The 22,034-nt window shown below is 74.1% G+C and carries 17 protein-coding genes; 10 read left to right on the top strand and 7 right to left on the bottom strand.

What is annotated here, in order from left to right:
• Positions 1 to 4: 4 nt before the first annotated feature.
• Positions 5 to 1,387, bottom strand: a complete 1,383-nt coding sequence (locus tag PSQ21_RS02045; RefSeq protein WP_274028669.1) for an aldehyde dehydrogenase family protein — start codon at positions 1,385 to 1,387, stop codon at positions 5 to 7.
• 51 nt (positions 1,388 to 1,438) lie between these two features.
• The gene (locus tag PSQ21_RS02040) at positions 1,439 to 2,803 is read right to left on the bottom strand and encodes a glutamine synthetase family protein (RefSeq protein ID WP_274028668.1); all 1,365 of its coding nucleotides are present in this window, start codon (positions 2,801 to 2,803) and stop codon (positions 1,439 to 1,441) included.
• Between the two features lie 163 nt (positions 2,804 to 2,966).
• Here PSQ21_RS02040 and PSQ21_RS02035 point away from each other — a divergent pair, with 163 nt between their 5' ends.
• The 3 genes from PSQ21_RS02035 (at position 2,967) to PSQ21_RS02025 (ending at position 6,270) form a co-directional block, all read left to right on the top strand.
• Positions 2,967 to 3,737: a FadR/GntR family transcriptional regulator gene (locus tag PSQ21_RS02035; protein WP_443334366.1), complete on the top strand. Its 771-nt coding sequence runs from the start codon at positions 2,967 to 2,969 to the stop codon at positions 3,735 to 3,737.
• A 212-nt stretch (positions 3,738 to 3,949) separates the two neighbouring features.
• Positions 3,950 to 5,419, top strand: a complete 1,470-nt coding sequence (gene eat / locus PSQ21_RS02030; protein ID WP_274028667.1) for an ethanolamine permease — start codon at positions 3,950 to 3,952, stop codon at positions 5,417 to 5,419.
• Between the two features lie 107 nt (positions 5,420 to 5,526).
• Positions 5,527 to 6,270 carry a gamma-glutamyl-gamma-aminobutyrate hydrolase family protein gene (locus tag PSQ21_RS02025; protein ID WP_274028666.1) on the top strand — a complete coding sequence of 248 codons (744 nt, stop codon included), beginning with the start codon at positions 5,527 to 5,529 and terminating at the stop codon, positions 6,268 to 6,270.
• Between the two features lie 76 nt (positions 6,271 to 6,346).
• Here the strand turns inward: PSQ21_RS02025 and PSQ21_RS02020 are convergent, their stop codons facing one another.
• From PSQ21_RS02020 to PSQ21_RS02010, 3 genes are all read right to left on the bottom strand, one after another.
• The gene (locus PSQ21_RS02020) at positions 6,347 to 7,117 is read right to left on the bottom strand and encodes a hypothetical protein (protein ID WP_274028665.1); all 771 of its coding nucleotides are present in this window, start codon (positions 7,115 to 7,117) and stop codon (positions 6,347 to 6,349) included.
• Between the two features lie 139 nt (positions 7,118 to 7,256).
• Positions 7,257 to 7,838 carry a TerD family protein gene (locus PSQ21_RS02015; RefSeq protein WP_274028664.1) on the bottom strand — a complete coding sequence of 194 codons (582 nt, stop codon included), beginning with the start codon at positions 7,836 to 7,838 and terminating at the stop codon, positions 7,257 to 7,259.
• A gap of 69 nt (positions 7,839 to 7,907) precedes the next feature.
• Entirely contained in the window at positions 7,908 to 8,483 is a 576-nt protein-coding gene (locus tag PSQ21_RS02010) for a TerD family protein (RefSeq protein ID WP_274028663.1), read from the bottom strand.
• Positions 8,484 to 8,738: 255 nt separating this feature from the next.
• Between PSQ21_RS02010 and PSQ21_RS02005 the strand changes: the two genes are divergently transcribed.
• The 5 genes from PSQ21_RS02005 (at position 8,739) to PSQ21_RS01985 (ending at position 13,636) form a co-directional block, all read left to right on the top strand.
• A complete protein-coding gene (locus PSQ21_RS02005) occupies positions 8,739 to 9,170 on the top strand; it encodes a BlaI/MecI/CopY family transcriptional regulator (protein WP_274028662.1) in 432 nt (143 codons plus the stop codon).
• Between the two features lie 2 nt (positions 9,171 to 9,172).
• Positions 9,173 to 10,108: a M56 family metallopeptidase gene (locus PSQ21_RS02000; RefSeq protein ID WP_274028661.1), complete on the top strand. Its 936-nt coding sequence runs from the start codon at positions 9,173 to 9,175 to the stop codon at positions 10,106 to 10,108.
• A 322-nt stretch (positions 10,109 to 10,430) separates the two neighbouring features.
• Positions 10,431 to 11,816: a hemolysin family protein gene (locus PSQ21_RS01995; protein WP_274028660.1), complete on the top strand. Its 1,386-nt coding sequence runs from the start codon at positions 10,431 to 10,433 to the stop codon at positions 11,814 to 11,816.
• Positions 11,813 to 12,850 carry a hemolysin family protein gene (locus PSQ21_RS01990; protein ID WP_274028659.1) on the top strand — a complete coding sequence of 346 codons (1,038 nt, stop codon included), beginning with the start codon at positions 11,813 to 11,815 and terminating at the stop codon, positions 12,848 to 12,850. The genes PSQ21_RS01995 and PSQ21_RS01990 overlap by 4 nt, the downstream gene beginning before the upstream one ends.
• 9 nt (positions 12,851 to 12,859) lie before the next feature.
• The gene (locus PSQ21_RS01985; protein WP_274028658.1) at positions 12,860 to 13,636 is read left to right on the top strand and encodes a uracil-DNA glycosylase; all 777 of its coding nucleotides are present in this window, start codon (positions 12,860 to 12,862) and stop codon (positions 13,634 to 13,636) included.
• A 121-nt stretch (positions 13,637 to 13,757) separates the two neighbouring features.
• On the opposite strand, the gene PSQ21_RS01980 is transcribed toward PSQ21_RS01985, so the two are convergent.
• Positions 13,758 to 15,167: a geranylgeranyl reductase family protein gene (locus PSQ21_RS01980; RefSeq protein WP_274028657.1), complete on the bottom strand. Its 1,410-nt coding sequence runs from the start codon at positions 15,165 to 15,167 to the stop codon at positions 13,758 to 13,760.
• 140 nt (positions 15,168 to 15,307) lie between these two features.
• Here PSQ21_RS01980 and PSQ21_RS01975 point away from each other — a divergent pair, with 140 nt between their 5' ends.
• On the top strand, positions 15,308 to 20,212 hold the full coding sequence (locus tag PSQ21_RS01975) for a HEAT repeat domain-containing protein (RefSeq protein WP_274028656.1): 4,905 nt from the start codon (positions 15,308 to 15,310) through the stop codon (positions 20,210 to 20,212).
• A 33-nt stretch (positions 20,213 to 20,245) separates the two neighbouring features.
• Here the strand turns inward: PSQ21_RS01975 and PSQ21_RS01970 are convergent, their stop codons facing one another.
• Positions 20,246 to 20,809 (bottom strand): DNA polymerase ligase N-terminal domain-containing protein, encoded by a 564-nt coding sequence (locus PSQ21_RS01970; protein WP_274028655.1) that lies wholly within the window; start codon positions 20,807 to 20,809, stop codon positions 20,246 to 20,248.
• A gap of 271 nt (positions 20,810 to 21,080) precedes the next feature.
• Between PSQ21_RS01970 and PSQ21_RS01965 the strand changes: the two genes are divergently transcribed.
• Positions 21,081 to 21,989, top strand: a complete 909-nt coding sequence (locus tag PSQ21_RS01965) for a glycoside hydrolase family 16 protein (protein WP_274028654.1) — start codon at positions 21,081 to 21,083, stop codon at positions 21,987 to 21,989.
• The last annotated feature ends 45 nt before the right edge of the window (positions 21,990 to 22,034 follow it).

The raw sequence follows: 22,034 nt of genomic DNA, 5'->3' as shown, positions 1-22,034 counted from the left end.
GTGCTCAGGCCTCCGTGCTGATGAAGACGTTCTTGGTCTCGGTGAAGGCGGCCAGCGCGTCCGGGCCGAGCTCGCGGCCCAGGCCCGACTGCTTGTAGCCGCCGAAGGGGGTCGCATAGCGCACACTGGCGTGCGAGTTGACGGAGAGGTTGCCCGCCCGCAGCCCCTGGCTCACGCGCAGCGCGCGGCCCACGTCCCGGGTCCAGACCGAGCCGGCGAGCCCGTAGTCGGTGGCGTTGGCGAGGCGCAGCGCGTCCTGTTCGTCCTCGAACGGCAGGACCACGGCGACCGGCCCGAAGACCTCCTCGACCGCCACCGGCGCCTCGGGCGACACCCCGGTGAGGACGGTCGGCGGGTACCAGAACCCGGGGCCCTCCGGGGCCGTTCCGAGGATGGTCCGGGCGCCGTCGGCTTTCCGGCCGCCGTCGACGAGGCCCCGGACGCGGTCGCGCTGGACGGCCGAGATCAGCGGCCCCATCTGGGTCTTCTCGTCCGCCGGATCGCCCACCACGACGGCGGACACCGCCGGGACGAGCAGGTCGAGGAAGCGGTCGTACACGGACCGCTCGACCAGGATCCGGGTGCGGGCGCAGCAGTCCTGACCGGCGTTGTCCAGAAAGGACATCGGTACGGCCGCCGCGGCGGCCGCCACATCGGCGTCGGCGAAGATGACGTTGGGGCTCTTGCCGCCCAGCTCCAGGGTGAGCCGCTTCACCCGCTCGGCGCAGCGGGTCATGATGTGCTTGCCGGTGCGGGTGGAGCCGGTGAACACGATCTTCGCGACGCCCGGGTGTTCGACCAGGGCGCTGCCGGCCACCGGGCCCTCACCGGGCAGCACCTGGAACAGCCCCTCGGGAAGGCCTGCCTCCAGGGCGAGTTCGGCCAGCCGGAGAGCGGTCAGCGGCGTCGTCTCGGCGGGCTTGAGAAGGACGGCGTTGCCCGCCGCGAGGGCCGGGGCGAGACCCCAGGCGGCGATCGGCATCGGGAAGTTCCACGGGGCGATGACCCCGATGACCCCCAGCGGCTCCAGGACCGTGAAGTCGATACCGCCCGCCACCGGGATCTGCCGGCCGAGCAGCCGTTCGGCCCCGCCCGCGCTGTAGTCGAGGAGATCGCGGACGTTGCCGGCCTCCCACCGGGCGTTGCCGATGGTGTGGCCGGCCTCCCGCACCTCCAGCCGGGCCAGTTCCTCGATGTGTTCGTCGACGACGACGGCGAAGCGGCGCAGCAGCCGCGCCCGGTCGGCAGGGGCGGCGGCCGCCCAGCGGCGCTGGGCCGAGGCGGCGACGTGGACGGCCGCGTCCACATCGGCGGCGGAGGCCGCGGGGACGGTGGCGACGACCTCGGCGGTCGCCGGGTTCAGGACGTCCAGGGTGGGTGGTGGCACGTTCGGACTCCGATCACGGAAGCGGGTGGTGGCACGGAGGGTTGCCGGCTGTCAGAGGCGTTCGAAGGAGCGGCGCAGCTCCCAGTCGGTCACCGCGGAGTCGTACGCGGTCAGTTCGACACGGGCCATGTTCAGGTAGTGCGCGACGACCTCCTCGCCGAACGCCTCCTTGGCGATGGGGCTGGCCTCCCACAGCTCGGCGGCCTCGCGCAGGGTCGTCGGCACCTGGTCGTAGTCCCCGGTGTAGGCGTTGCCCGTACAGGCCTCGGGCAGCTCCAGCCCGTGCTCGACCCCGTACAGTCCGGCGGCGACCAGACCGGCGACGGCAAGGTGCGGGTTGACGTCACCGCCGGGCAGCCGGTTCTCGAAGCGCATCGAGCGCCCGTGGCCGACGACCCGCAGGGCACAGGTGCGGTTGTCGACGCCCCAGGCGACGGCCGTGGGGGCGAAGGAGCCGGGCTGGAAACGCTTGTAGGAGTTGATGGTGGGCGCGTAGAGAAGGGAGAAGTCCCGCAGGGCGGCGAGCTGGCCGGCCAGGAAGTGCCGCATCAGCTCGGACATGCCGCCCTCGCCCTCGCCCGCCATCAGGTTCGTGCCGTCCGCGTCGGTCAGCGAGAGGTGAATATGGCAGGAGTTGCCCTCGCGCTCGTCGTACTTGGCCATGAACGTCAGCGAGACGCCCTCCTGTGCCGCGATCTCCTTGGCGCCCGTCTTGTAGACGGCGTGCTGGTCACAGGTGGTGAGCGCCTCGTCGTAGCGGAAGACGATCTCGTGCTGGCCGGGATTGCACTCGCCCTTGGCGGACTCGACGGTCAGCCCGGCCGCCTGCATCTCGTTGCGGATCCGGCGCAGCAGCGGCTCGATACGCCCGGTGCCGAGGATCGAGTAGTCGATGTTGTACTGGTTGGCCGGGGTCAGCCCCCGGTAGTCGCGGTCCCAGGCCTCCTCGTAACTGTCCCGGAAGACGATGAACTCCAGCTCCGTGCCCACCTGGGCGGTGCAACCGAGCTCCGCCAGCCGGTCGAGCTGGCGGCGCAGGATCTGACGCGGGGCCGCCACCACCGGACTGCCGTCGGGCCACGCGAGATCCGCGATCAGCAGGGCGGTCCCCTCGTGCCAGGGGACGGGGCGCAGGGTGGCCGGATCGGGGACCATGCCGAAGTCGCCGTAGCCGTTCTCCCACGAGGACATCGCGTAGCCGTCGACGGTCCGCATCTCGGTGTCGACGGCCAGGAGGTAGTTGCAGCCCTCGGTGCCGTGCTCCAGCACCTCGTCGAGGAAGAACCCGGCCGCGAACCGCTTGCCCTGGAGCCGGCCCTGCATGTCCGGGAAGGCCAGCACCACGGTGTCTGTCGACCCGTCGGCGACCCGTGAGCGGAGCTCGTCGATGCCGAGCGGGGGTGTGCGGTCTGCCACGGGATTCCTCCTTGGGTGAACCGGGAGGCTTAAGGTATGGCAGGGGACCATTGCTTGGGAAGGGGATCGGCCAGTGGCCACGAGGCGGCGAGCGGACGACACCCGTCCGGCGGCAGTAACGGCGGGAACGGCGGGGGCGTCAGGGGCTGCGGGAACGTCAGGGGTGGCGGGAACGGCCGCGGCCGCAGGGGCGGGGGCCGGCACCTCCGGGGGCGGGAGCGGCGCCGCGACCGGCCGGCCGGGCTCCGTGCTGCGGCCCGTCCGCGCGGGCAACGGCTTCGAGGAGGCACTGGAGCAGGTCCTCCAGCTCCTGCGGCTGGGCCTGGTCCCGCCCGGCGAACGACTGCCCCCCGAACGCGAGTTGTCCCAGCATCTGAAGATCAGCAGGGTGACGCTGCGCGAGGTCCTCAAGGTCCTCCAGGACCAGAACATGGTCGAGAGCCGACGGGGCCGTTACGGAGGAACGTTCGTCCTGCCGCGCACCGCGGCCCCCGACGGCGGCGAACTGCGCCGCCGCGTCGCCGCCGCCGACGTGGAGGACACCCTGCGCTTCCGCGAGGTGCTGGAGACCGGAGCGGCGGGCCTGTGCGCCGAAGTGCTCCCGGCGGACGGCGGGGCCAGACTGCGGTCCGCGCTCGACGCGACGCGGGGCGCCCGGCTGGAGGACTACCGGCGCCAGGACACCCTGCTCCACCTCACACTCGCCGAACTCTCCGGCTCCCGTACGCTCGCCGCCCAGTACGCCGCGGTCCGGGCCACCCTCAACGAACTGCTCGACTGCATCCCGCTGCTGGTGCGCAACCTGGAGCACTCCCAGCGCCAGCACGCGGCCGTCGTCGAGGCGGTGCTCGACCGGGACGCGGACGCCGCCCGCGAGATGATGCGCGAGCACTGCGGGGGCACGGCGGCCCTGCTGCGCGGCTTCCTCGCCTGAGCCGGCCCCGGCCCGACCGGCGGGAGGCATCCGGCGGGAGGCCCTCGGTGGGCGGCGCCCCCGGGGCGCGGGAGTCCGGCGCGGAGGCGCATCCGTAACCACTCTTCGACGCACGCCCCTTGCCATTCTCCCGGCGTTCCACAAAGGTGTGCCGACGAACCATTGGTCGAAGCAGTGCCCACGCTGAAGTCGACACACATCTGGAGCGCCTCATGGCTCAGGGAACCGAAAAACCCGCCGGCCCACCCGGTGACGCCACTTCGGAAGCGTCCGGCACCGACGCGTATCTGCACCGCAGGACCCTGCGCCGGGGCAGCGCCGGCTGGCTCCTGCTGACCGGGCTCGGCGTCGCCTACGTCGTCTCCGGCGACTTCTCCGGCTGGAACATCGGCCTGTCCAAGGGAGGCTTCGGCGGACTCGCCGCCGCCATGGTCCTGATGGGCGTCATGTACGCCTGTCTGGTCTTCGCGCTGGCCGAACTCTCCGCCATCCTGCCCACGGCGGGCGGCGGTTACGGCTTCGCCCGGCGAGCGCTCGGCACCTGGGGCGGCTTCCTCACCGGCACGGCCATCCTCATCGAGTACATCCTCGCGCCCGCCGCGATCGCGCTGTTCATCGGCGACTACGTCGAGTCCCTCGGCCTGTTCGGCCTCACCTCCGGCTGGCCCGTCTACCTCGCCTGCTTCGCGATCTTCATCGGCATCCACCTCTGGGGAGTCGGAGAGGCGCTCCGCTTCAGCCTGGTGGTGACCGCCATCGCGGTGGCCGCGCTGCTGATCTTCGCCGTCGGCGCGTTCACCGAGTTCGACGCGGGCCGCCTCAACGACATCCCGGCGGACGCCTCCGCCTTCGGCTCCTCCTCCTGGCTGCCGTTCGGGCTCCTTGGGATCTGGGCGGCCTTCCCCTTCGGCATGTGGTTCTTCCTCGGCGTGGAAGGCGTGCCCCTCGCCGCCGAGGAGGCCAAGGACCCGGTCCGCTCGATGCCGAAAGCGCTGGCCATCTCGCTCGTCGTGCTGGTCTTCCTGGCCGTCATCACCTTCATCTCCGCCACCGGCGCCCAGGGGGCCAACGCCATCAAGGAGGCCGGGAACCCGCTCGTGGTGGCCCTGCAGGGCACCGGGGAGCCGACCGCCCTGAGCCGCTTCGTGAACTACGCGGGCCTCGCCGGACTCGTGGCCTCCTTCTTCTCCCTGATCTTCGCCGGGTCCCGCCAGCTGTTCGCCCTCTCCCGGGCCGGCTACCTGCCGCGCTTCCTCTCGCTGACCAACCGCCGCAAGTCCCCCTACCTCGGCCTGCTGATCCCCGGAATCATCGGATTCACGCTCGCAGCCTGGAGCGGCGACGGCGGCCGGATGCTGAACGTGGCCGTCCTCGGCGCCACGATCAGCTACGCCCTCATGGCGCTCTCCCATCTGGTGCTGCGCCGCCGCGAACCGGAACTGCCGCGTCCCTACCGCACCCCCGGCGGCGCGCTCACCTCGTCCGTGGCCTTCGTTCTGGCATGCTCGGCCCTGGTGGCGACCTTCCTGGTGGACCGCGACGCGGCGTTCATCGCCCTCGGCGTGTACGCGGTGGCGCTGGCCTACTTCGCCCTCTACAGCCGTCACCGGCTGGTCGCGGGAGCCCCGGAGGAGGAGTTCGCCGCACTGGCGGCGGCCGAGGCCGAACTCGCCCGCGATTGAGCCGGCCGCCCCGCGGCGGCGGCCTCCCGCCGCTCGGAGGCGTACGGGAGGGAAGCCCGCCCCGGAGAGCGGCCACGCGATCATCCCGACCCGAAGGAGCCCGTTCCATGCCCCGGCCCGTCATCGGCATCAGTACCTACCAGGACCCGGCCCGCTGGGGTGTGTGGGAGATGCCCGCGGTGCTGCTGCCCGCCGCCTACCCCCGACTCGTCCGGGCGGCGGGCGGGCTCGCCGTGCTGCTGCCGCCCGACGACGCGCGGGACGCGGCCCGGGACACCGTCGCCGCCCTCGACGGGCTGGTGATCGCCGGGGGAGCGGACGTCGAACCGGCGCGCTACGGGGCGGTCGCCGATCCTCGTACCGGCCCCCCGGCCCGCGAACGCGACGCCTGGGAGCTGGCGTTGATCCGGGCGGCGATCGAACACGAGGTACCGCTGCTCGGCATCTGCCGGGGCATGCAGCTGCTGAACGTCGCCCTCGGCGGCACCCTGCACCAGCACCTGGACGACCACACCGGCGGCACCGGCGTCTTCGGCAGCCACCCCGTGACCCCCGTCCCCGGCACCGCGTACGCGGACGCCGTGCCGGAGACCGCCGTGGTGCCCGCCTACCACCACCAGGCCGTCGACCGGCTCGGCGGCGGCCTGGTGGCCTCCGCCCACGCACCCGACGGGACCGTGGAGGCCCTGGAACTCCCCGGGCACGGGAGCCTGGTGCTCGGGGTGCAGTGGCACCCGGAGATGGGCGAGGACCCCCGGGTCATGGCCGCCCTGGTCCAGGCCGCCCAGGGCCGGTCGGGCCCGCCCGGTGCCCTTCCCGCCGTCGAAGCGCCCGTACGCGCCCTGACCTGACCGCCCACCGCCCTGACCTGACCGCCCCGGTCCGACCCGGCAGGGGCGGCGGTCTCGCGGTCGCCGCCCCTGCCGGTCAGCGGCGGGGGCCGGAGCCGCCCGGGGCGGGCCTGCCGGAGCCCTCGAAGCCGGAGCCCTCGTAGCCGGGGCCGGAGAAGTCCGGTCCCGCGAACGCCGGCGAGCTGAAGCGGGAGCCGTGGGCGTCGCCCGCACGGGGCGCGGGCGATGCCGCCCCGGCCAGCTCCTGGAGGAGGAACGGCCTGATACCCCGGTCGCGCAGCGCCGTGAGCCATGCCGCACGGGCGTCCTCGACAACGGGTGACCGGTCGGGCTCGGTCGCCGTGACGTCCGCCGACTGCTTCGCCGCCGTGCGGTAGAGGGCGACGACGCTGACCAGGGCCGTGACCGCCGCGACCACCAGACTGAACCAGCCGACGCCGACGAGCGTGCCCGCCAGGTCGGGCAGGGCCCCCGCGAGCCGCAGACCGTGGCCCAGCAGCAGGAACGTCGCCGCGGCCACGGCGGCGAGCACCGGCGTCAGCACCCCGAGGACCGCCAGGACTCCCGCCCCCGGCCGCTCCTGATCGCCCGGTCCGGAGAGCGGCGACACCCCGGCGCCCTGCCGCCCGCCCTGGGCCCGTCGCCGCAGGGCCGCGTACCGCCGGTACTCGGCGTCGGCGGCGGACGTCGTGCGTGCCACGGCCGCCAGGCCCCTGACGCGCAGCCGCCCGCCGGGAACCCCCGAGCGTTCGAGCAGGCGCTGGATGTCGGGGGAGGCGATCACCTCGTCGAGTGCGCGTCCGTAGTCGGATCTGTCCTCGTCCCCGAGCCGGGAAGGTCTGCCCATGCTGTCCCTCGGTCGACACAGATGTGCCGACACCTGTGTGGTGGGTGTTCCGCCCGCCGGGCCGTGGGGGTGCGCGCGTGCCGCGTGCGCACCCCCACGGCTGTCCGGTGAGGCGTTCGAGCCGTTCCGGAAAGGCGTTCTAGAGGTGCTGTGCGACCGCGGGCATCAGGTCCTGGAAGGTCCGCCCGTCCGCCGCCGCGCCGATCGCGGTCATCTGCCAGCCCGCGCCGGACCGCTGGACCTTGGCCATGATCTGGGCGGTGTTCCGCCCGCCGCCGGTCAGGGTGTAGCGGGCCAGCTCCTGGCCGTTGCTCTCGTCGACCAGACGGCAGAAGGCCGCCTCGACCTCCTCGAAGGTCTGGCCGGTGAACGAGTTCACCGTGAAGACGATCTGGTCCACATGGACCGGCACGCGCCGCAGGTCGACGACGATGGACTCGTCGTCACCGCCCTCGCCCGCCCCGCCGACCCGGTTGTCCCCGGTGTGCTGGACCGAACCGTCGTCACTGGTCAGATGCTGGAAGAAGACCACGTCCTGCGGGGTCCGGCCCGAGAAGAGCACCGCCGAGGCGTCCAGGTCGATCTCGCGGGCGGTCAGCCGCGCCAGGAATCCCTTCCGGGGAGCGGACTTCCAGCCCAGTCCCATCCGTACGACGCCGAGCTCGCCGCCGCCGGACTTGGTGAGGCTGACCTGCTGGCCCTTGGTGAGGTTGATCGTCATCGTTCCGCCTTCGGTGACTGGGTGCCTGGGGTGGCTTCGGTGGGGGCGTGTGCTTCCGGGCCCGGCGGCTCAGAGGCTGACGCCGAAGTCGGCGACGATGCCGCTCAGGCCGGATGCGTAACCCTGCCCGACCGCACGGAACTTCCACTCGGCGCCGTGCCGGTACAGCTCGCCGAAGACCATCGCCGTCTCGGTGGAAGCGTCCTCGCTCAGGTCGTAACGCGCGATCTCCGCGCCGCCCGCCTGGTTCACCACGCGGATGTACGCGTTCCGCACCTGGCCGAAGCTCTGCCCCCGGCTCTCCGCGTCGTGGATCGAGACCGGGAACACGATCTTCGCGACGGTCGCGGGCACCGAGGAGAGGTCGACCTTGACGATCTCGTCGTCGCCCTCGCCCTCGCCGGTGAGGTTGTCACCGGTGTGCTCGACCGACCCGTCGGGGCTCTTGAGGTTGTTGTAGAAGACGAAGTGCTCGTTGGACACCACCTTGCCCGCCTCGTCGCAGAGCAGCGCGCTCGCGTCCAGGTCGTAGTCGGTGCCGGTGGTCGTGCGGACGTCCCAGCCGAGACCGACGAGGATCGCGGTCAGCCCCGGGGCCTCCTTGCTCAGCGAGACATTTCCGCCCTTGGCGAGGCTCACGCCCATGATGTTCTCCCTTGTGCGACGGGTGTTCACGTGGTGGCGGCCACGCCATGGGTGACGGCGCGGGCACGCTGCGACTACGAGAAAAATCTACAGCACTGTAGATTTTTGGGGCCAGGAGGTGTGTCGGCCCCCCTGGCCGGTCGTCGGTCGCTCCGCCGACTGGATACGATTTCCCGACACCCGGCGGGCGGAACGCCACGGCCGGGCGGCCGAACGGACGAAGCCGGGCGGACGGACGGAGAGAGGGGTCGGGCCGTGGACGCCGAAGGAGCCGGTGGCGAGCGGGAATCGCCTGTCCGCAGGCGTGGCCAGGGCGAGCTGGAGGCCCAGGTGCTGTCGGTGCTGGGCGGGGCGAGTGAGCCGGTGACCGCCGCCTGGGTGCAGGAACGGCTCGGCGCCGGCCTGTCGTACAGCACCGTCATCACGATCCTGACGCGGCTGCACGCCAAGCAGGCGGTCACGCGCACCGGACGGGGGCGCCCCGTCCTGTGGGAGCCCGTGGCGAACGAGGCGGGGCTCGCCGCCCTGCGGATGCGCCGGCTCCTCGACAAGCAGAGCGACCGCGACGCGGTGCTCTCCAGCTTCGTCTCCGTCCTCTCCTCGCACGACGAGGACCTGCTGCGTGCCCTGCTCGCCGAGAACGGTCCCGACGGCCCCGGCACGCCCTCGGACCGGCCGGAGCGCTGACGATGGGCGTCTTCGTCTACCTGCCCCTCGTTCTGCCCCTGACCGCGTTGCCGATCGCGCGCCTGGCCGAGCAGCACCTGCACCCCCGCAGGGCCGCCCGGCTGCTCACCACCGTCGCCGTGATCCTCGCCTCCTGCAGCCTGGTGTGCCTCGGACTGCTGGTGGTGGTGGGCACGGCCCAGCTGCCCGGCAACCCGCTGCCGGACGGCTGGTCCGACGCCGAGGTCCGCGACGCCGTGCCGCACGACGCGTTCGCGGGCAAGGCTTCCATCCTCGCGATCGTCGTCGTGACGGCCGCCTGCGGATTCACCCTCCGCCGCCACTACCGCTTCCGGGCGCGGGCCCACCGGGCGCTCGCGGGCCTGCCGGGCGGTGGCGACGTCGCCGTGCTGCCCGACGCCATCCCGTACGCCTACGCGCTCCCCGGCTCCCCGGGGCGGGTGATGGTCTCCACGGCACTGCTCGCCTCCCTCGAACCGGCCGAGCGCCGGGCGCTGTTCGCCCATGAACGGGCCCATCTGGCGGGGCGCCACCACCGGTTGCTGCTCGCGACCCGGCTGGCCGCCTGTGTCAACCCGCTGCTGTGGCCGCTGCTCGGGGCCCTGGTCTACAGCACGGAGCGCTGGGCGGACGAGGAGGCGGCCCGGATCACCGGCGACCGCCGGCTGACCGCACGCGCGGTCGGCAAGGCGGCGCTCGTCTCCCGCCCGGTGCCCGGCGGCGCGGCCTTCGCCGCCTTCGCCGCCGCGGGGCCGGTGCCGCGGCGGGTCGCGGCGCTCCTGGGCCCGGTACCGCCGGACCGGGGCTGGCCCCCCGCCCTCACCCCGGCCGGTATCGCCGCGTTCGTCGCCGCGGCCGGGACGACCGTCTCCGCGCTTTCCGCGCTGAACGCGGCCGTCGCGCTGTTCCTGGTCCTGGAGGCCGCGACGCCGCTGTAGTCCGGAGCGCCCCTCGGGTGAGCCGGTCCGGAGCCGCGAAGACCGGCCCGACCCCTTTCGCTACAGAGTTGTAGAGTTCATCAGCCGCGGAACGTGGGCCCCGTCGACGGCGGTTCTTCACCCGCCCGGCATGCAGAATCATGCCCGGGTGCTCACCTCCCGCCGGAGTGCGCCCCACTCGAACCCATGGCTGGAGAATCCAGCCGGACAGGAGCCACGCGTTGTCCGCCAGTCCGGGCCCCTCGGGGCCCGACCCCCACAGCCGCCGACCCGCGGCCCCCGGCAGGGCCGCCCGCCGCCTCCAGCGCGGGGCGGGTGACCGATGACCTCCGCCCTGCTCGGCCTGCTGGCCGTGTTCGTCCTCACCGCCGGGACCGGCTACTTCGTGGCCCAGGAGTTCGCGTACGTCTCCGCCGACCGGCTGACCCTCGCCCGGGAGGCCGCCGCCGGGGACAAGCGGGCCGCCCGTGCCGTGAAGGTGCTGGAGCGGCTCTCCTTCATGCTGTCCGGCGCGCAGCTCGGCATCACCGTCACGGGCCTCGTCGTCGGCTTCCTCGCGGAACCGTCCGTCTCCGCCCTGCTGCGGCCCGCCCTGAACGGGACGGGCCTCTCCGACGGACTCGTCTCGGGCATCTCCGTGGCGCTGTCGTTCGTGGTGGCGACCGTCATCCAGATGGTCCTCGGTGAACTCGCCCCCAAGAACCTCGCCCTGGCCGTGCCCGAGAGCATGGCGAAGTCCCTCGCCTCCTCCACCCTGCTCTACCTGCGGATCGTCGGCCCCGTGGTCCACGTCTTCGACGGCGTCGCCAACCGGCTGCTGCGCCGCATCGGCATCGAACCGGTCGAGGAGCTCCACCACGGCGCGACCCTGGAGGAGCTGGGCCACCTCATCGGCGAATCCCACGAACAGGGTGAACTCCCGGCCGCCACGGCCGAACTCATGGACCACGCGCTGGAGTTCTCCGAGCGGAATCTGGGCGAGGTGATGATCCCGCGCGCCGACGTGGCGTTCGTCCGCCGGGACGCCCTCGCCGCCGAGGCGGTCGAGCTGATCGCTCGGCACGGACACTCGAACTACCCGGTGCTCGGCGACCACCCGGACGACCCCGCCGGAGTGCTCGGCGTACGGGAGCTGATGCGGCTGCCCGCCGCCGAGATCGGTCGCACCACCGTGGGCTCCCTGGCCCGCCGCCCCCTTCTGCTGCCGGAACTCCTCAGACTCCCGGCGGCGGTCGCCCAGATGCGCGAGCGCGACGACGAGTTCGCCGTCGTCCTCGACGAGCACGGCGGCCTGGCCGGGATCGTCACGTACGAGGACATCGCCGAGGAACTCGTCGGGGACATCGCCGACGAGTCCGACACCGTCGTCGAACTCGCGGTCGCCGACGGCTCCGGCTGGATCGTGGACGCGGGCCGCCGCCTCGACGAGATCGAGGAGGCCACCGGCGCCGCACTGCCCCAGGAGAGCGACGACTACGACACCCTGGCCGGGCTGATCATCGACAGGCTCGGACGCTTCCCCACCGTGGGCGACCGGCTCACCGTAGGCGAGGTCCGGATTGAGGTGCGCACCCTCGACCGGCATGTCGCCGAGTACGTCCGCATCGACCCCACGGAACGCACCGGCCGCACCGGACCCACGGAACGCACCAGCCGCACCGGGTCCACCGAACGCACCGGGCCCACCGAACAGGAGCCGCAGGCATGAGCTTCCCCATGGCGCTCTTCGTGACGGTCCTGCTCCTGATCGGCAGTGGGTTCTTCGTCGCCGCCGAATTCGCCCTGGTCGCTTCCAAGCGACACCGCATGGAACAGGCCGCCGCCCGGGGGCAGCGCGGGGCCGGGGCCGCGCTCGACGGGATGCGCGAGCTGTCGCTGATGCTCGCGGGAGTGCAGCTCGGCATCACCATCTGCACCCTGGGCCTGGGCTCCGTGTCCAAGCCGGCGATCTCCCACGAGCTGGACCCGCTGCTGGAACGGCTCGGGCTGCCCGCCGCCCTCAGCTACGGCATCGCCTTCGCGCTGGCGATGATCGTCGTCGTCTTCCTGCACATGGTGGTCGGCGAAATGGCCCCGAAATCCTGGGCCATCGCCCACCCGGAGCGCTCCGCGATGCTGCTGAGCCCCGCCTTCCGCGCCGTCGTGGGCGCCGTACGCCCGCTGATCCGGCTGTTGAACGCGATCAGTAACGCCCTCGTGCGGCTGTGCCGGGTCACCCCGCGCGACGAACTCGCCTCGGTGCACAACCGCGACCAGCTCACCCACCTGATCGAGGAGTCCGAACGTCTGGGGCTGATCAGCAAGGGCGACTCCGGACTGATGACCAGGTCCCTGACCGAGCCGGGGACCCCGGTCTCCGCGCTCCGGACCCCCGTGGAGCGGATCGCGACCGTCCCGGCGGACGCCGGGCTCGACCGGATCCTGGCCACCGCCGCCGAGGCCGACCGCACCCGTCTGCTGGTACGGGACGGGGAGGAGATCCTCGGGTCGGTGCATGCCAGGGACGCCCTCGTGGCCCGCGCCGGAGGCCGGGACGTCCTCGCCCGCGACCTGGCCCGTCCCGTCCCGGAGCTGGCCCCGGACGCGACCGCGGCACACGCGGTGGAGCAGTTGCGTGAGCGGCGGGCGACGATCGCCGTCGTACGCGACGGGGAGGGCGGGCTCACCGGACTGGTGAGCCTGGACGACCTGCTCGCCCGGCTGCTGCATCCCCCCACGGCACCGCGGCAGACCGGGAAGTAGCGTGGAGGCATGGACGAGGCGGCGGATCCGACGGCGCCGGCCGACGACCGGGGATTCCCGGCGCGGCACGCGCCCTCGTGCACCGGGCTCGCCGAGCTCGACGCGCTCGTTCCCCACTGCCGGGCCTGTCCGCGGCTGGTGGCGTGGCGGGAGGAGGTCGGCGGGGTCAAACGCGCCGCTTTCCGGGACCAGGACTACTGGGCGCGACCGGTGCCGGGCTTCGGCCCGGCGGACGCCAGGGTGGCGGTGGTGGGGCTGGCGCCCGCCGCCCACGGCGGCAACAGGACCGGGCGGATGTTCACCGGTGACGCGACCGGTGACTTCCTCCTCTCCGCGCTGCACACGGTGGGCCTCGCCTCGCAGCCGACCTCGGTCCACGCCGAGGACGGGCTCCGTCTGCGGGGCGTGCGACTGACCTCGCCCGTGCACTGCGCGCCTCCGGAGAACCGGCCGACCCCCGAAGAACGCGACACCTGTCGTCCCTGGCTCGCGGCGGAGCTGGACCTGCTGAGCCCGGGGCTGACCTCGGTGGTCGTCCTCGGCGGCTTCGGCTGGCAGGCGCTGCTTCCGGCCCTCGCGGAGGCGGGGTGGGAGGTCCCGCGCCCGCGTCCCGCCTTCGGACACGGCGCCCGGGTCGTGCTGCCCGCCACCGGGCGTCGGCAGCAGTTGCATCTGCTGGGCAGCTACCACCCCAGCCAGCGCAACACCTTCACGGGCCGGCTGACCATGCCCATGCTGGTCGACGTGGTCCAGGAGGCGGCCACCGTCGCGGGGATCGCCACCTGAGCCGGCCCGGACGCCCGGCCCCCGTCGAGGGCCTGGAGGCCCTGGCCACGGGCACGCGCGGCTGGGACACCTGAGCCGGCCCGGACCCCGGCCCCCGTCGCGGGTCCCCGCCGCAGGCCCGTCAGCGCTTCCGGGCCCCTCGCCGCGCGGGCCCCGGCTTCGGGGCGGGGACGAGGCGGAACGCCGTGTTGAGGACGTGGTCGATCACATCGCGCGAGGGCTTGTCCGTCAGGTCGGTGAGCAGCCGGGCCAGCGTGTTGAGGAGGAACGGCGATCCCATGACGTGCCGGTTGAGGACCGGCTGGAAGCCCGAGCGGCTGAAGATCAGGTCGGCGGCGGTGTTCCCGAGGCGGTAGTAGCGGCCCCAGCGGCGGTTCATCTCCACCGGGTAGCCGCGCAGCACCTGTTCGCGCCGCGGCCCCTTCGCGTGGGCCAGGGCGAGGGCCGCGGCCCCGGCGGCGACCTCGCCCGCCTCCATCGCCTGGGCGATGCCCTCGCCGTTCCAGGGGCTGACCATCCCGCCGGAGTCGCCGACCAGCAGCAGCCCGCGTGCGTACAGCGGATGGCGGTTGAAACCCAGTGGCAGGGCGGCGCTGCGGACCGGACCCTCCGCGTTCTCCTCGCGCAGACCCCAGCCCTCCGGGGTCCGGGCCAGCCACTGGTCCAGGGTGGCGCGCAGGTCCGCCTTGCCGTGCCGCCGGTGGGGAAGCGCCCCGAGCCCGACGTTGACCCGGCCGTCGCCCATCGGGAAGATCCAGCCGTAGCCGGGAAGGTACGGGCCCCCGTCCGGGTAGCGGAGGTCGGCCCACAGCTCCAGGTACTCCTCCCGGGAGCGTTCGGGGCTGCGGTAGTAGCGCCGGGCGGCCGTCGCGATCTGCCGCCGGGGGTCCCGGTCGAGCCCCAGCGCCAGGGCGAGGCGGGCCGACGCCCCGTCGGCGGCGATGACGACCGGCGCGCGGAAGTCGACCGGCTCCGGGACGTCCGGGGAGTCCGAGGACGCGGCGACCCCCGTGACCCGGCCCGCCCGGTCCGTCAGCGGGCGCTCAGCCTTCCAGCCGCTGTACAGCCGGGCCCCGGCCGCCACGGCGTGCCGGGCCAGGATGTCGTCGAAGTCGTGCCGGCTGCGGGAGAGCCCGAAGTCCGGGTAGCGGCCCAGCGCGGGCCAGTCGATATGCACGCGGTGCTCACCGGCCACCCAGCGCATACCGCGCGAACGGGTCCAGCCCGGCGCGGTGATGTCGACGCCCATCCGGATGAGCTGGTGCACCGCGCGCGGGGTGAGGCCGTCGCCGCACACCTTCTCCCGGGGGAAGCGGGCCTTCTCCAGCAGGATCACGTCCACTCCGGCCCGCGCCAGGTGGTACGCGGCCGAGGAGCCGGCCGGACCCGCCCCCACCACGATCACCTGGGCGTCCTCTCCCGTAGGGGACACCTCCCGCGTGTTCTCCGTGCGGGACGTTTCCCGCGGGGCTCCCGCAGGGGGAGCCTCCTGTGCGTCCGTCGTCGTCGGGTCCGGTGGCAGTTCCCGCATCACAACCCCTTCGTCCCAGCGGCCGTTGCTCCTGCCGGGGCGGCGGCCCAGGGCAACATCATCGATCAGGACGGGACGGGGCGGTACCAGGCGTCGAAAACCGCGGGCGGCCGAGCGACCCCGCCGTCTACGCTCCGTCGGTGACCACCCCGCCGGACGAAACGATCGCCGACGCCCTCGACCGTGCCGACGCCGCGCTCCTCGCCCGGTGCCTCGATGCCCGTACCTGTCCGCCGGAACCGCTCGGCCGGATGGTCCGGCACCCCGCGCCCCGGATCCGGCACCTCGGCCTCACCCTCCTCGCCGAACGCGCGGACACTGCGGACACCGGTGGAGAGGGAGCGAGCGGGGCAGGTCATCACGCCCCGGTGGCCCGCCTGTTGCCCGACACCCCCGGGGCTTCGCCCGAGGAGTCCCTCCTGCTCGCGGGCCTCCACGCCCGGCTCCGGGCGCGGAAGCCGCGGCACCCGCTGCCCGACTGGCGTGCGGCCGCGCTGCCCGCCCGGGTACGGATCGCGTGGCTGCGGGCGGAACTCCTCGGCGACCCGGCGGTCCTCCGTACGGAACCGGCGGGCGAGCTCCTCTACCGGGCCGTGTGCGAGATAGACGCCGCCGGGGCGTACCGCCCCGACCGGCTCGTGGCCGAACTCGTCGACACCGGGGACCCGGTCCTGGGGACCGAGGCGCTGCGGCTGGCCCGCGACGGGCTGCACGCCGGACTGCTCGCACCGGCGTTCGTACGCGGCCATCTGGTGCGGCTGCTTGACTCGCCCGACCCCGGCGTCGTGACCGACGCGCTGCGCGAACTCGCCGAGCCCTGGGCGGCGGTCACCCCCGTGGACGCACGACCGCTGACCCGTCCGGCGAGGGCCCTGGCCGGACGGTCCGCCGACCGCGACGGGGCGTCGGCCGCGCTCGCGGCCGCCTCCCTCCGCGCCGCGGCCCGGCACGGTCACTCCACGGTGCTGTGGGGCACGGCGGAGAATCCGGCCGAGGCTCCGGCCCTGCGCGGTCAGGCCGTGGAACTCCTGGGCGAACGGGCGGAACGCGCCGACATCGGCCGCCTGGTGGCCCTGGCCGCCACGGATCCCCTCCTGCTGGCCGGACCTGTGCTGACCTGTCTGCGCGCACTGCACCGGCGCGGCCATTTCCCGGCGGACCCGGACGTCGGCCCGCTCCTCTCCCTGGCCCTGGCCGACCACACGCTTCCGGCGGAGGACCTCGCCACGGTCCTCTACACCTCCCGTCGCCCGCTGTTCGACGCCCTCACCGACGCCCCGCCCACCGCCCCCGACTGGCCACGCCGCCTGGAACTGCTCATCGCCCTGTGGCGGCAGGGGGCCGCGGACGTTCCCATCGGCGAGGCCGTCACCCGACTCCTTCCGGCCGTCCGCGCCCTGCGCCCGTTCCTCGCCGCGATCCGCGTCCTGCGACCGCCGTCCGCCGAGGAAGCGGTGCTGGCCCTGCTTCCCGGGGCCCCGTCGGCCGCCCTGGACGCCCTGGAAGCCATCGGCGGGGACCGTACGCGCTCGGCGCTGGCCCGCGCGTTCGGCGTCGGCGGCCCGGCGGACGGACCGCCCACGGCCACGGACGGCCCGCCACGCCTCCCGGTCGCCCGCGAACTGCGCCCCGTACGCGACCGGGCGCTCGCGCTCCTGTGGCACCTCACCCGCGAACCCGGGCAGCGGCAGGACCTCCTCGCCCGCCTCGCCCCCCAGGACCTCCCGCGTGGCATCGAGGCCGATCTCGGAGCCCCCGACGAGCGGGAACTGGCCGTTCTGCGCGCCCGTGTGGACGTGGACGCCCCCGTGGCGGCTTTCTGCCGGATCGCGGCGTACGCCGGCGCGGGAACCGTCTCCTCGGGGGGCGTCCCCCTGGCCGACCTGCTCCTGCGTATCGTGCGCGACCTCGCCGCAGGCCGGCTCGGGCCGGGTACGGACGCCCCGGGCCCCGGCTCCACACCTGTGGGACCGGCCCGCCCGGACGGCGAACCGGAGCTGCCGCCCGAGGTGTTGGACGCGATGCGCGCCCACGGGAGCCGGTTGTGGAGGCGGCGGCGGATCAGGCCGGTCTGTCTGCTCGACGCACCGGACGACACCGGAGCGGGCCACGCGTTCCTCACCGCGACGGTACTCGGCCTGCTGGAGCGCCCCGGGCTCACCGGCGGCGAACGGGCGGTGCTCCTCAAGGCGTTGCTCCAGGTCCCGGCGACCCCGTCCACCCGCGCCCGGGTCCACCGCCTGCTGCGCGACCGCGACCCGCACGTGCGCAAGCACGTCATCGCCCTGCTGGCCCACGACGCCTCGGGCGAGGACGCGCGGGCCCTGTCCGCGACCCTCGTCCCGCTCACCCGCGACGCGGACATCCGGACCGTGCGCGCGGCCCTGTCGGCGCTGGGCGCGGCACGGGCCCGCTGGGCGGCCGAGGAGATCGCCCGCTGTCTCCACCACCCGAACATGAACATCAGGAAGACCGCGGCGGCCACCCTCATCGAAGCGGGCGCGCCGTCCGCCGTCCCGCATCTCCTGCGGGCGCTCGGCCGCGACGACAACCCGGGGCTGCGGTCCGCGCTGACCCGGGCGCTGCGCGCCGTCGTGGGCCGCGCCCGTGCCGCGACCCTCCTCGCCGCCGCCGAAGCGGCTCGCGGCGAGCGCACCCGCCGCCTCCTGCTCCGCGCCCTCGACCAGGAGGTGACCGCCCGCGCCGTGCTCGCCCTCGACGCGGGGGGATCGCCGGTCGTCCCCGCCCTGCTGGCGCTCGTCGCCGACGGCGGTGTGCGGCTCGCCGCCGGTTCCGTGGAGGACCTGGCGGAACCCCTGGCCCGGCACGGTGTGCCCACGCCGCCCGCCGCCCCGGGCGGGCCCCCGGACAGGTCCGACCCCGAGGTGACGGCTCTGCTGCGCTCCGGCTGGGACCCGGCGCTCGCTCTGCGCATCGCCCGGCGGTCCGCCCTCCCGGACGCCGTTGCCGCCCACGAACGCCCGGCGGCCCGCGCGCTGTTGGGTGACTGGCTCGGCCTGGCCGGCAGCACCGTCGAGACCGGGCTCCGCAGCCGCGTCCTGCGGTGCGCCCTGCGCCTGTGCCCGGGGCCGTGGTCCGCCGATGAGGTGGCGGTTCTCGCCCGGCACGCCGGTACGGTGACCGACGCGTTCGACGCCGCCATGGGCGGGGGAGCGGCGGACGGGTCTCCCCGGGCCACCGCCGCGGGGCCGGCGGCCGGGGACCTGATCGAGGTCCTGCACGCCCTCGCGCCGCACCTGTCCGCCGTCCAGCGTTTCGGCGTCGTCGAAGGGCTGCGCGCCCTGCCTCCCGTCGGCCCGGCCGGATCGCCGCGGCCCGGGACGGCCGTGTGCGGCCTCACGCTGCTCCGTCAGCTGGGCGCGGTGCTCGTCCGCGCCGATCTCGACCGGGCCCTGGACGCCGCCCACCTCGGCGTGGACCCCTGGAACGCCGCGCCCGCCGTGCTCCGGGAGGCGTTCGGCGTACCGGGGGAGCAAGCGATCGTCGATGAACCAGCCGCCTGGCGTGCCGAGTTGACCGAGTCGGTACGGGCCCCCGAGGCGCTGGCGGAGTTCCGGGCACGTGATGTCGCCGCCGGGGCCGGACCCGGGCGTGCCTCCGTCACGGACGGTGCCGGGCGTACCCCCACCGCACCCACGTCCCGGGAACTGCTCTCCGCGCTCGTCGAGGCGTACCCGAAGGCCGCGCCCGACGTGCGCGGGCGACTCGTCGACTGGATGACCGAGCTCCAGCCGATCGACGCACCCGAGTGGATCATCGCCGAGACCAGGGCGGCGGGCACGGCCTCCCCCGCCTCGTCGCGCCCGGTGCGGGCGGACGATCTCGACCAGCCCCGGTCGGCCGCCCAGCGGTCCCGGCTGCTGGCCATGCTGGACGCGGAGCGGCCGGAACGCCGGACCGCCGCCGCGCGGGCCCTGCTCGACTGGCCCGAGCCTGGGGTGTCGAGCGCCGTGCTGCGGGCGTATCTGCGCGGCCGGACCGACGTCCTCCCCGCCACCGCCACCCTGGATCTCCTCGCACACCCGGAGGGCCCCGCCGGGGCCCATCCGGGCGCCCACCCCGAAGAGGGCGACGGCCGACACCCCGCCCTCGTGGAACTGGCCTCCCGCGGGGTGCTGCCCGAGAGGGCGCTGCGCTGGGCGGCGCGGCTGCCCGAGGACGACCTGCCGCCGCTCCTCCCGCTGATCGTCGGATGGTGGGAACACGGCTCGCCCGCCGTGCACGAGGCGGCCCGCGCCACGCTGCGCGGCGTGCCCGCCGATGTCCTCGCCCCCGTTCTCGTGCCGCGCGTGGAGGCGGGCGGCCTCGGGCTCCTCGACCTGCTGACCGGTGTGCGGCTGCTCCGGACCCCCGCGCTGACCAGGGTCGAGCGCCGGCTGCGTACCGAAGGCCGCGACGCCCTGGCCGACGCGCTCGTCCTCGTCGACGGCCCCCTGCGCGCGACCGGGGCGGAACACGAGGACGCTGCCGCGCTCGCCGCCCTGCGCACCCCGTTCCGCGATCCGGCGGACGCCCCGGCGGACCGTCCGTCGCTGCCGGAGCTGCTCGGCCTCGCCCGTGCGGGAACACCCGAGCAGACCCGCCAGGTCCTCACCCGCCTCGTCGAGGAGTACGCTCCCGCGCCCGGAGCTGGACCGCCTCCGGAACTGCGCGCGCTGGTCGAGGAGCTGCTGCGTCACCCGCGCGCCGGGGTACGCCTGCACGCACACCGGACGTCGCGCGCCCTGTTCGACCGGGGCACCCATGCCCGGCTCACCGCGCTCCTGCTGTCCGATCCGCTGCCGGACGTGGTGCGCATGGCGGCGCGGACGCTCGGCCGCGCCGCCTGGGAGCCCGCGCTGCCCGGCCTCGTCCGGCTCCTCGACCACGCGAAGCCGGTGGTCCGCAAAGCCGCCCGGGACGCGCTCGCCGGCTTCGGCGGCGCGGCGGTCCCGGTCCTGCGCCGGGCCGCGGCCCACGCCCGGCCCGACCGGCGGCCGCTCTACACGGACGTGCTCGCCGAGATCTCCGGTGCGGGGAGCTGACGGGGCACGCGCGCACCGCCCGAGGGTGTGCGGTCAGTCCCCGGCACCCCGGGACGCCGCTGCCGCGACCTGGTGCAGCGTCCGTCCCGTACGGGCGGACCGGGCGTGGTACGGGTCCGGGGAGCCGGGCCTGCCGCGCACGGCGAGGCGGTCGTTGGCCTTGATCAGCAGCCACGCCTCGTGGCCGCCGCTGTCCGGCTCGTCGCCCTTCTGGACGCGGGTCAGCGCGAACTCGCCGTGCAGCTTCGACCCGTACAGCCAGAACGTCGCGTGGCCGAGCGCCAGGGACTCGGAGAACGGGAGGGACCCGCCCTGTCCGTCGTGCCCGAGCGGCCGGTAGGTGCCCTGGTCCCAGACGATGACCGTGCCGCTGCCGGACTCGCCCCGGGGGATGACTCCCTCGAACTCGCGGTACTCCAGGGCGTGATCCTCCGTCGGCACGGCGAGCCGGCGGTCGCTGGGGTTCTCGGAGGGCCCGCGCGGCACCGCCCAGGACTTCAGTACGCCGTCGACCTCCAGCCGGAAATCGAAGTGCAGGCGCCGCGCGTCATGGATCTGCACGACGAAGTGGGGCCGCGGTGTGCCGTTGTTCTCCACGTCGTGCTCCCTTCGTGGCCCCGGCCCGTCCCGCCGGTCCGTGTCTCCACTCTGCGGCTGCCCGGGACGGATCGCACGGTGAGCCCACCGCCTTCAGGCGCATATGCCTCTGGGGCGTGCCGGTCCCTCTCCGGTCCGGACCAGGTTATTGACGGCTCCTGGGGCGCTCCCTTAAATCAAGTAGTGAAATATGCGCCAGAGGTGATCGCCCCAACCGTTCACCTCTCGGTGTTGATCTGTCATGCGCATGCCCCCCACGCGAAGTGATGTGATGACCGTGCACCCCCCGCACTCCACCGCGCGCAGCGTCTCCCGGCGCCGCCGCGTCGCTCTCCACGCGGCCTCGCTGCTCTGCTGTTCCGCCATCCTGACCGCGCTCCCCGGGGGAGCGTCCGCCGCGCCCGCCGCCGGCTCCCCGGCTCCCGGGCCCGGGGCGCGGGCCGTCGCCTTCGAGGACCAGTTCGACGGACCGGCCGGCGCCGCCGTGGACGGCGGCAAGTGGCAGATCGAGACCGGCGACAACGTCAACAACCACGAGCGGCAGTTCTACACGCCGGGCAACGACAACGCCGCGCTCGACGGCCAGGGCAACCTCGTGATCACCGCCCGGAAGGAGAACCCGGGCAACTACCAGTGCTGGTACGGGACCTGTGAGTACACCTCGTCCCGGCTCAACACCTCCGGCAAGTTCGCCGCCGCCTACGGTCACGTCGAGGCGCGTATCAAGATCCCGCGCGGCCAGGGCATCTGGCCCGCGTTCTGGATGCTGGGCGACGACATCGGCAACGTCGGCTGGCCGAACAGCGGTGAGATCGACGTGATGGAGAACGTCGGCTTCGAACCGGGCACCGTTCACGGCACCCTGCACGGTCCCGGCTACTCCGGCTCGGGTGGCATCGGCGCCGCGTACACGCTGCCCGACGGGCAGGCGTTCGCCGACGACTTCCACACCTTCGCCGTCGACTGGGCGCCCGACTCCATCACCTGGTCCGTCGACGGCCAGGTCTTCCAGCGGCGCACCCCGGCCGATCTGGGCGGCAACCAGTGGGTGTTCAACAAGCCCTTCTTCCTCATCCTGAACCTCGCGGTCGGCGGCTACTGGCCCGGCGACCCCGACGGCAGCACGCGGTTCCCGCAGCAGATGGTCATCGACTACGTCCGCGTGACGACCGGCGACTGACCACCGGCCCACCCCGGGGCGGCCCCGAAACGTGGGCGGTGGCAG

This window comes from Streptomyces sp. MMBL 11-1 (assembly GCF_028622875.1).
In the GTDB taxonomy this organism is placed as follows: Bacteria; Actinomycetota; Actinomycetes; order Streptomycetales; family Streptomycetaceae; genus Streptomyces.
The sequence above is the reverse complement of the archived record's forward strand: the minus strand, read 5'-3'. Positions and strand labels throughout refer to the sequence as shown.

Coding starts and splice junctions, on each gene's coding strand:
- eat (WP_274028667.1), top strand. CDS start 3,950: ATGGCTCAGGGAACCGAAAAACCCGCCGGCCCACCCGGTGACGCCACT.
- PSQ21_RS02025 (WP_274028666.1), top strand. CDS start 5,527: ATGCCCCGGCCCGTCATCGGCATCAGTACCTACCAGGACCCGGCCCGC.
- PSQ21_RS02020 (WP_274028665.1), bottom strand. CDS start 7,117: ATGGGCAGACCTTCCCGGCTCGGGGACGAGGACAGATCCGACTACGGA.
- PSQ21_RS02015 (WP_274028664.1), bottom strand. CDS start 7,838: ATGACGATCAACCTCACCAAGGGCCAGCAGGTCAGCCTCACCAAGTCC.
- PSQ21_RS02010 (WP_274028663.1), bottom strand. CDS start 8,483: ATGGGCGTGAGCCTCGCCAAGGGCGGAAATGTCTCGCTGAGCAAGGAG.
- PSQ21_RS02000 (WP_274028661.1), top strand. CDS start 9,173: ATGGGCGTCTTCGTCTACCTGCCCCTCGTTCTGCCCCTGACCGCGTTG.
- PSQ21_RS01995 (WP_274028660.1), top strand. CDS start 10,431: ATGACCTCCGCCCTGCTCGGCCTGCTGGCCGTGTTCGTCCTCACCGCC.
- PSQ21_RS01990 (WP_274028659.1), top strand. CDS start 11,813: ATGAGCTTCCCCATGGCGCTCTTCGTGACGGTCCTGCTCCTGATCGGC.
- PSQ21_RS01985 (WP_274028658.1), top strand. CDS start 12,860: ATGGACGAGGCGGCGGATCCGACGGCGCCGGCCGACGACCGGGGATTC.
- PSQ21_RS01980 (WP_274028657.1), bottom strand. CDS start 15,167: ATGCGGGAACTGCCACCGGACCCGACGACGACGGACGCACAGGAGGCT.
- PSQ21_RS01965 (WP_274028654.1), top strand. CDS start 21,081: ATGACCGTGCACCCCCCGCACTCCACCGCGCGCAGCGTCTCCCGGCGC.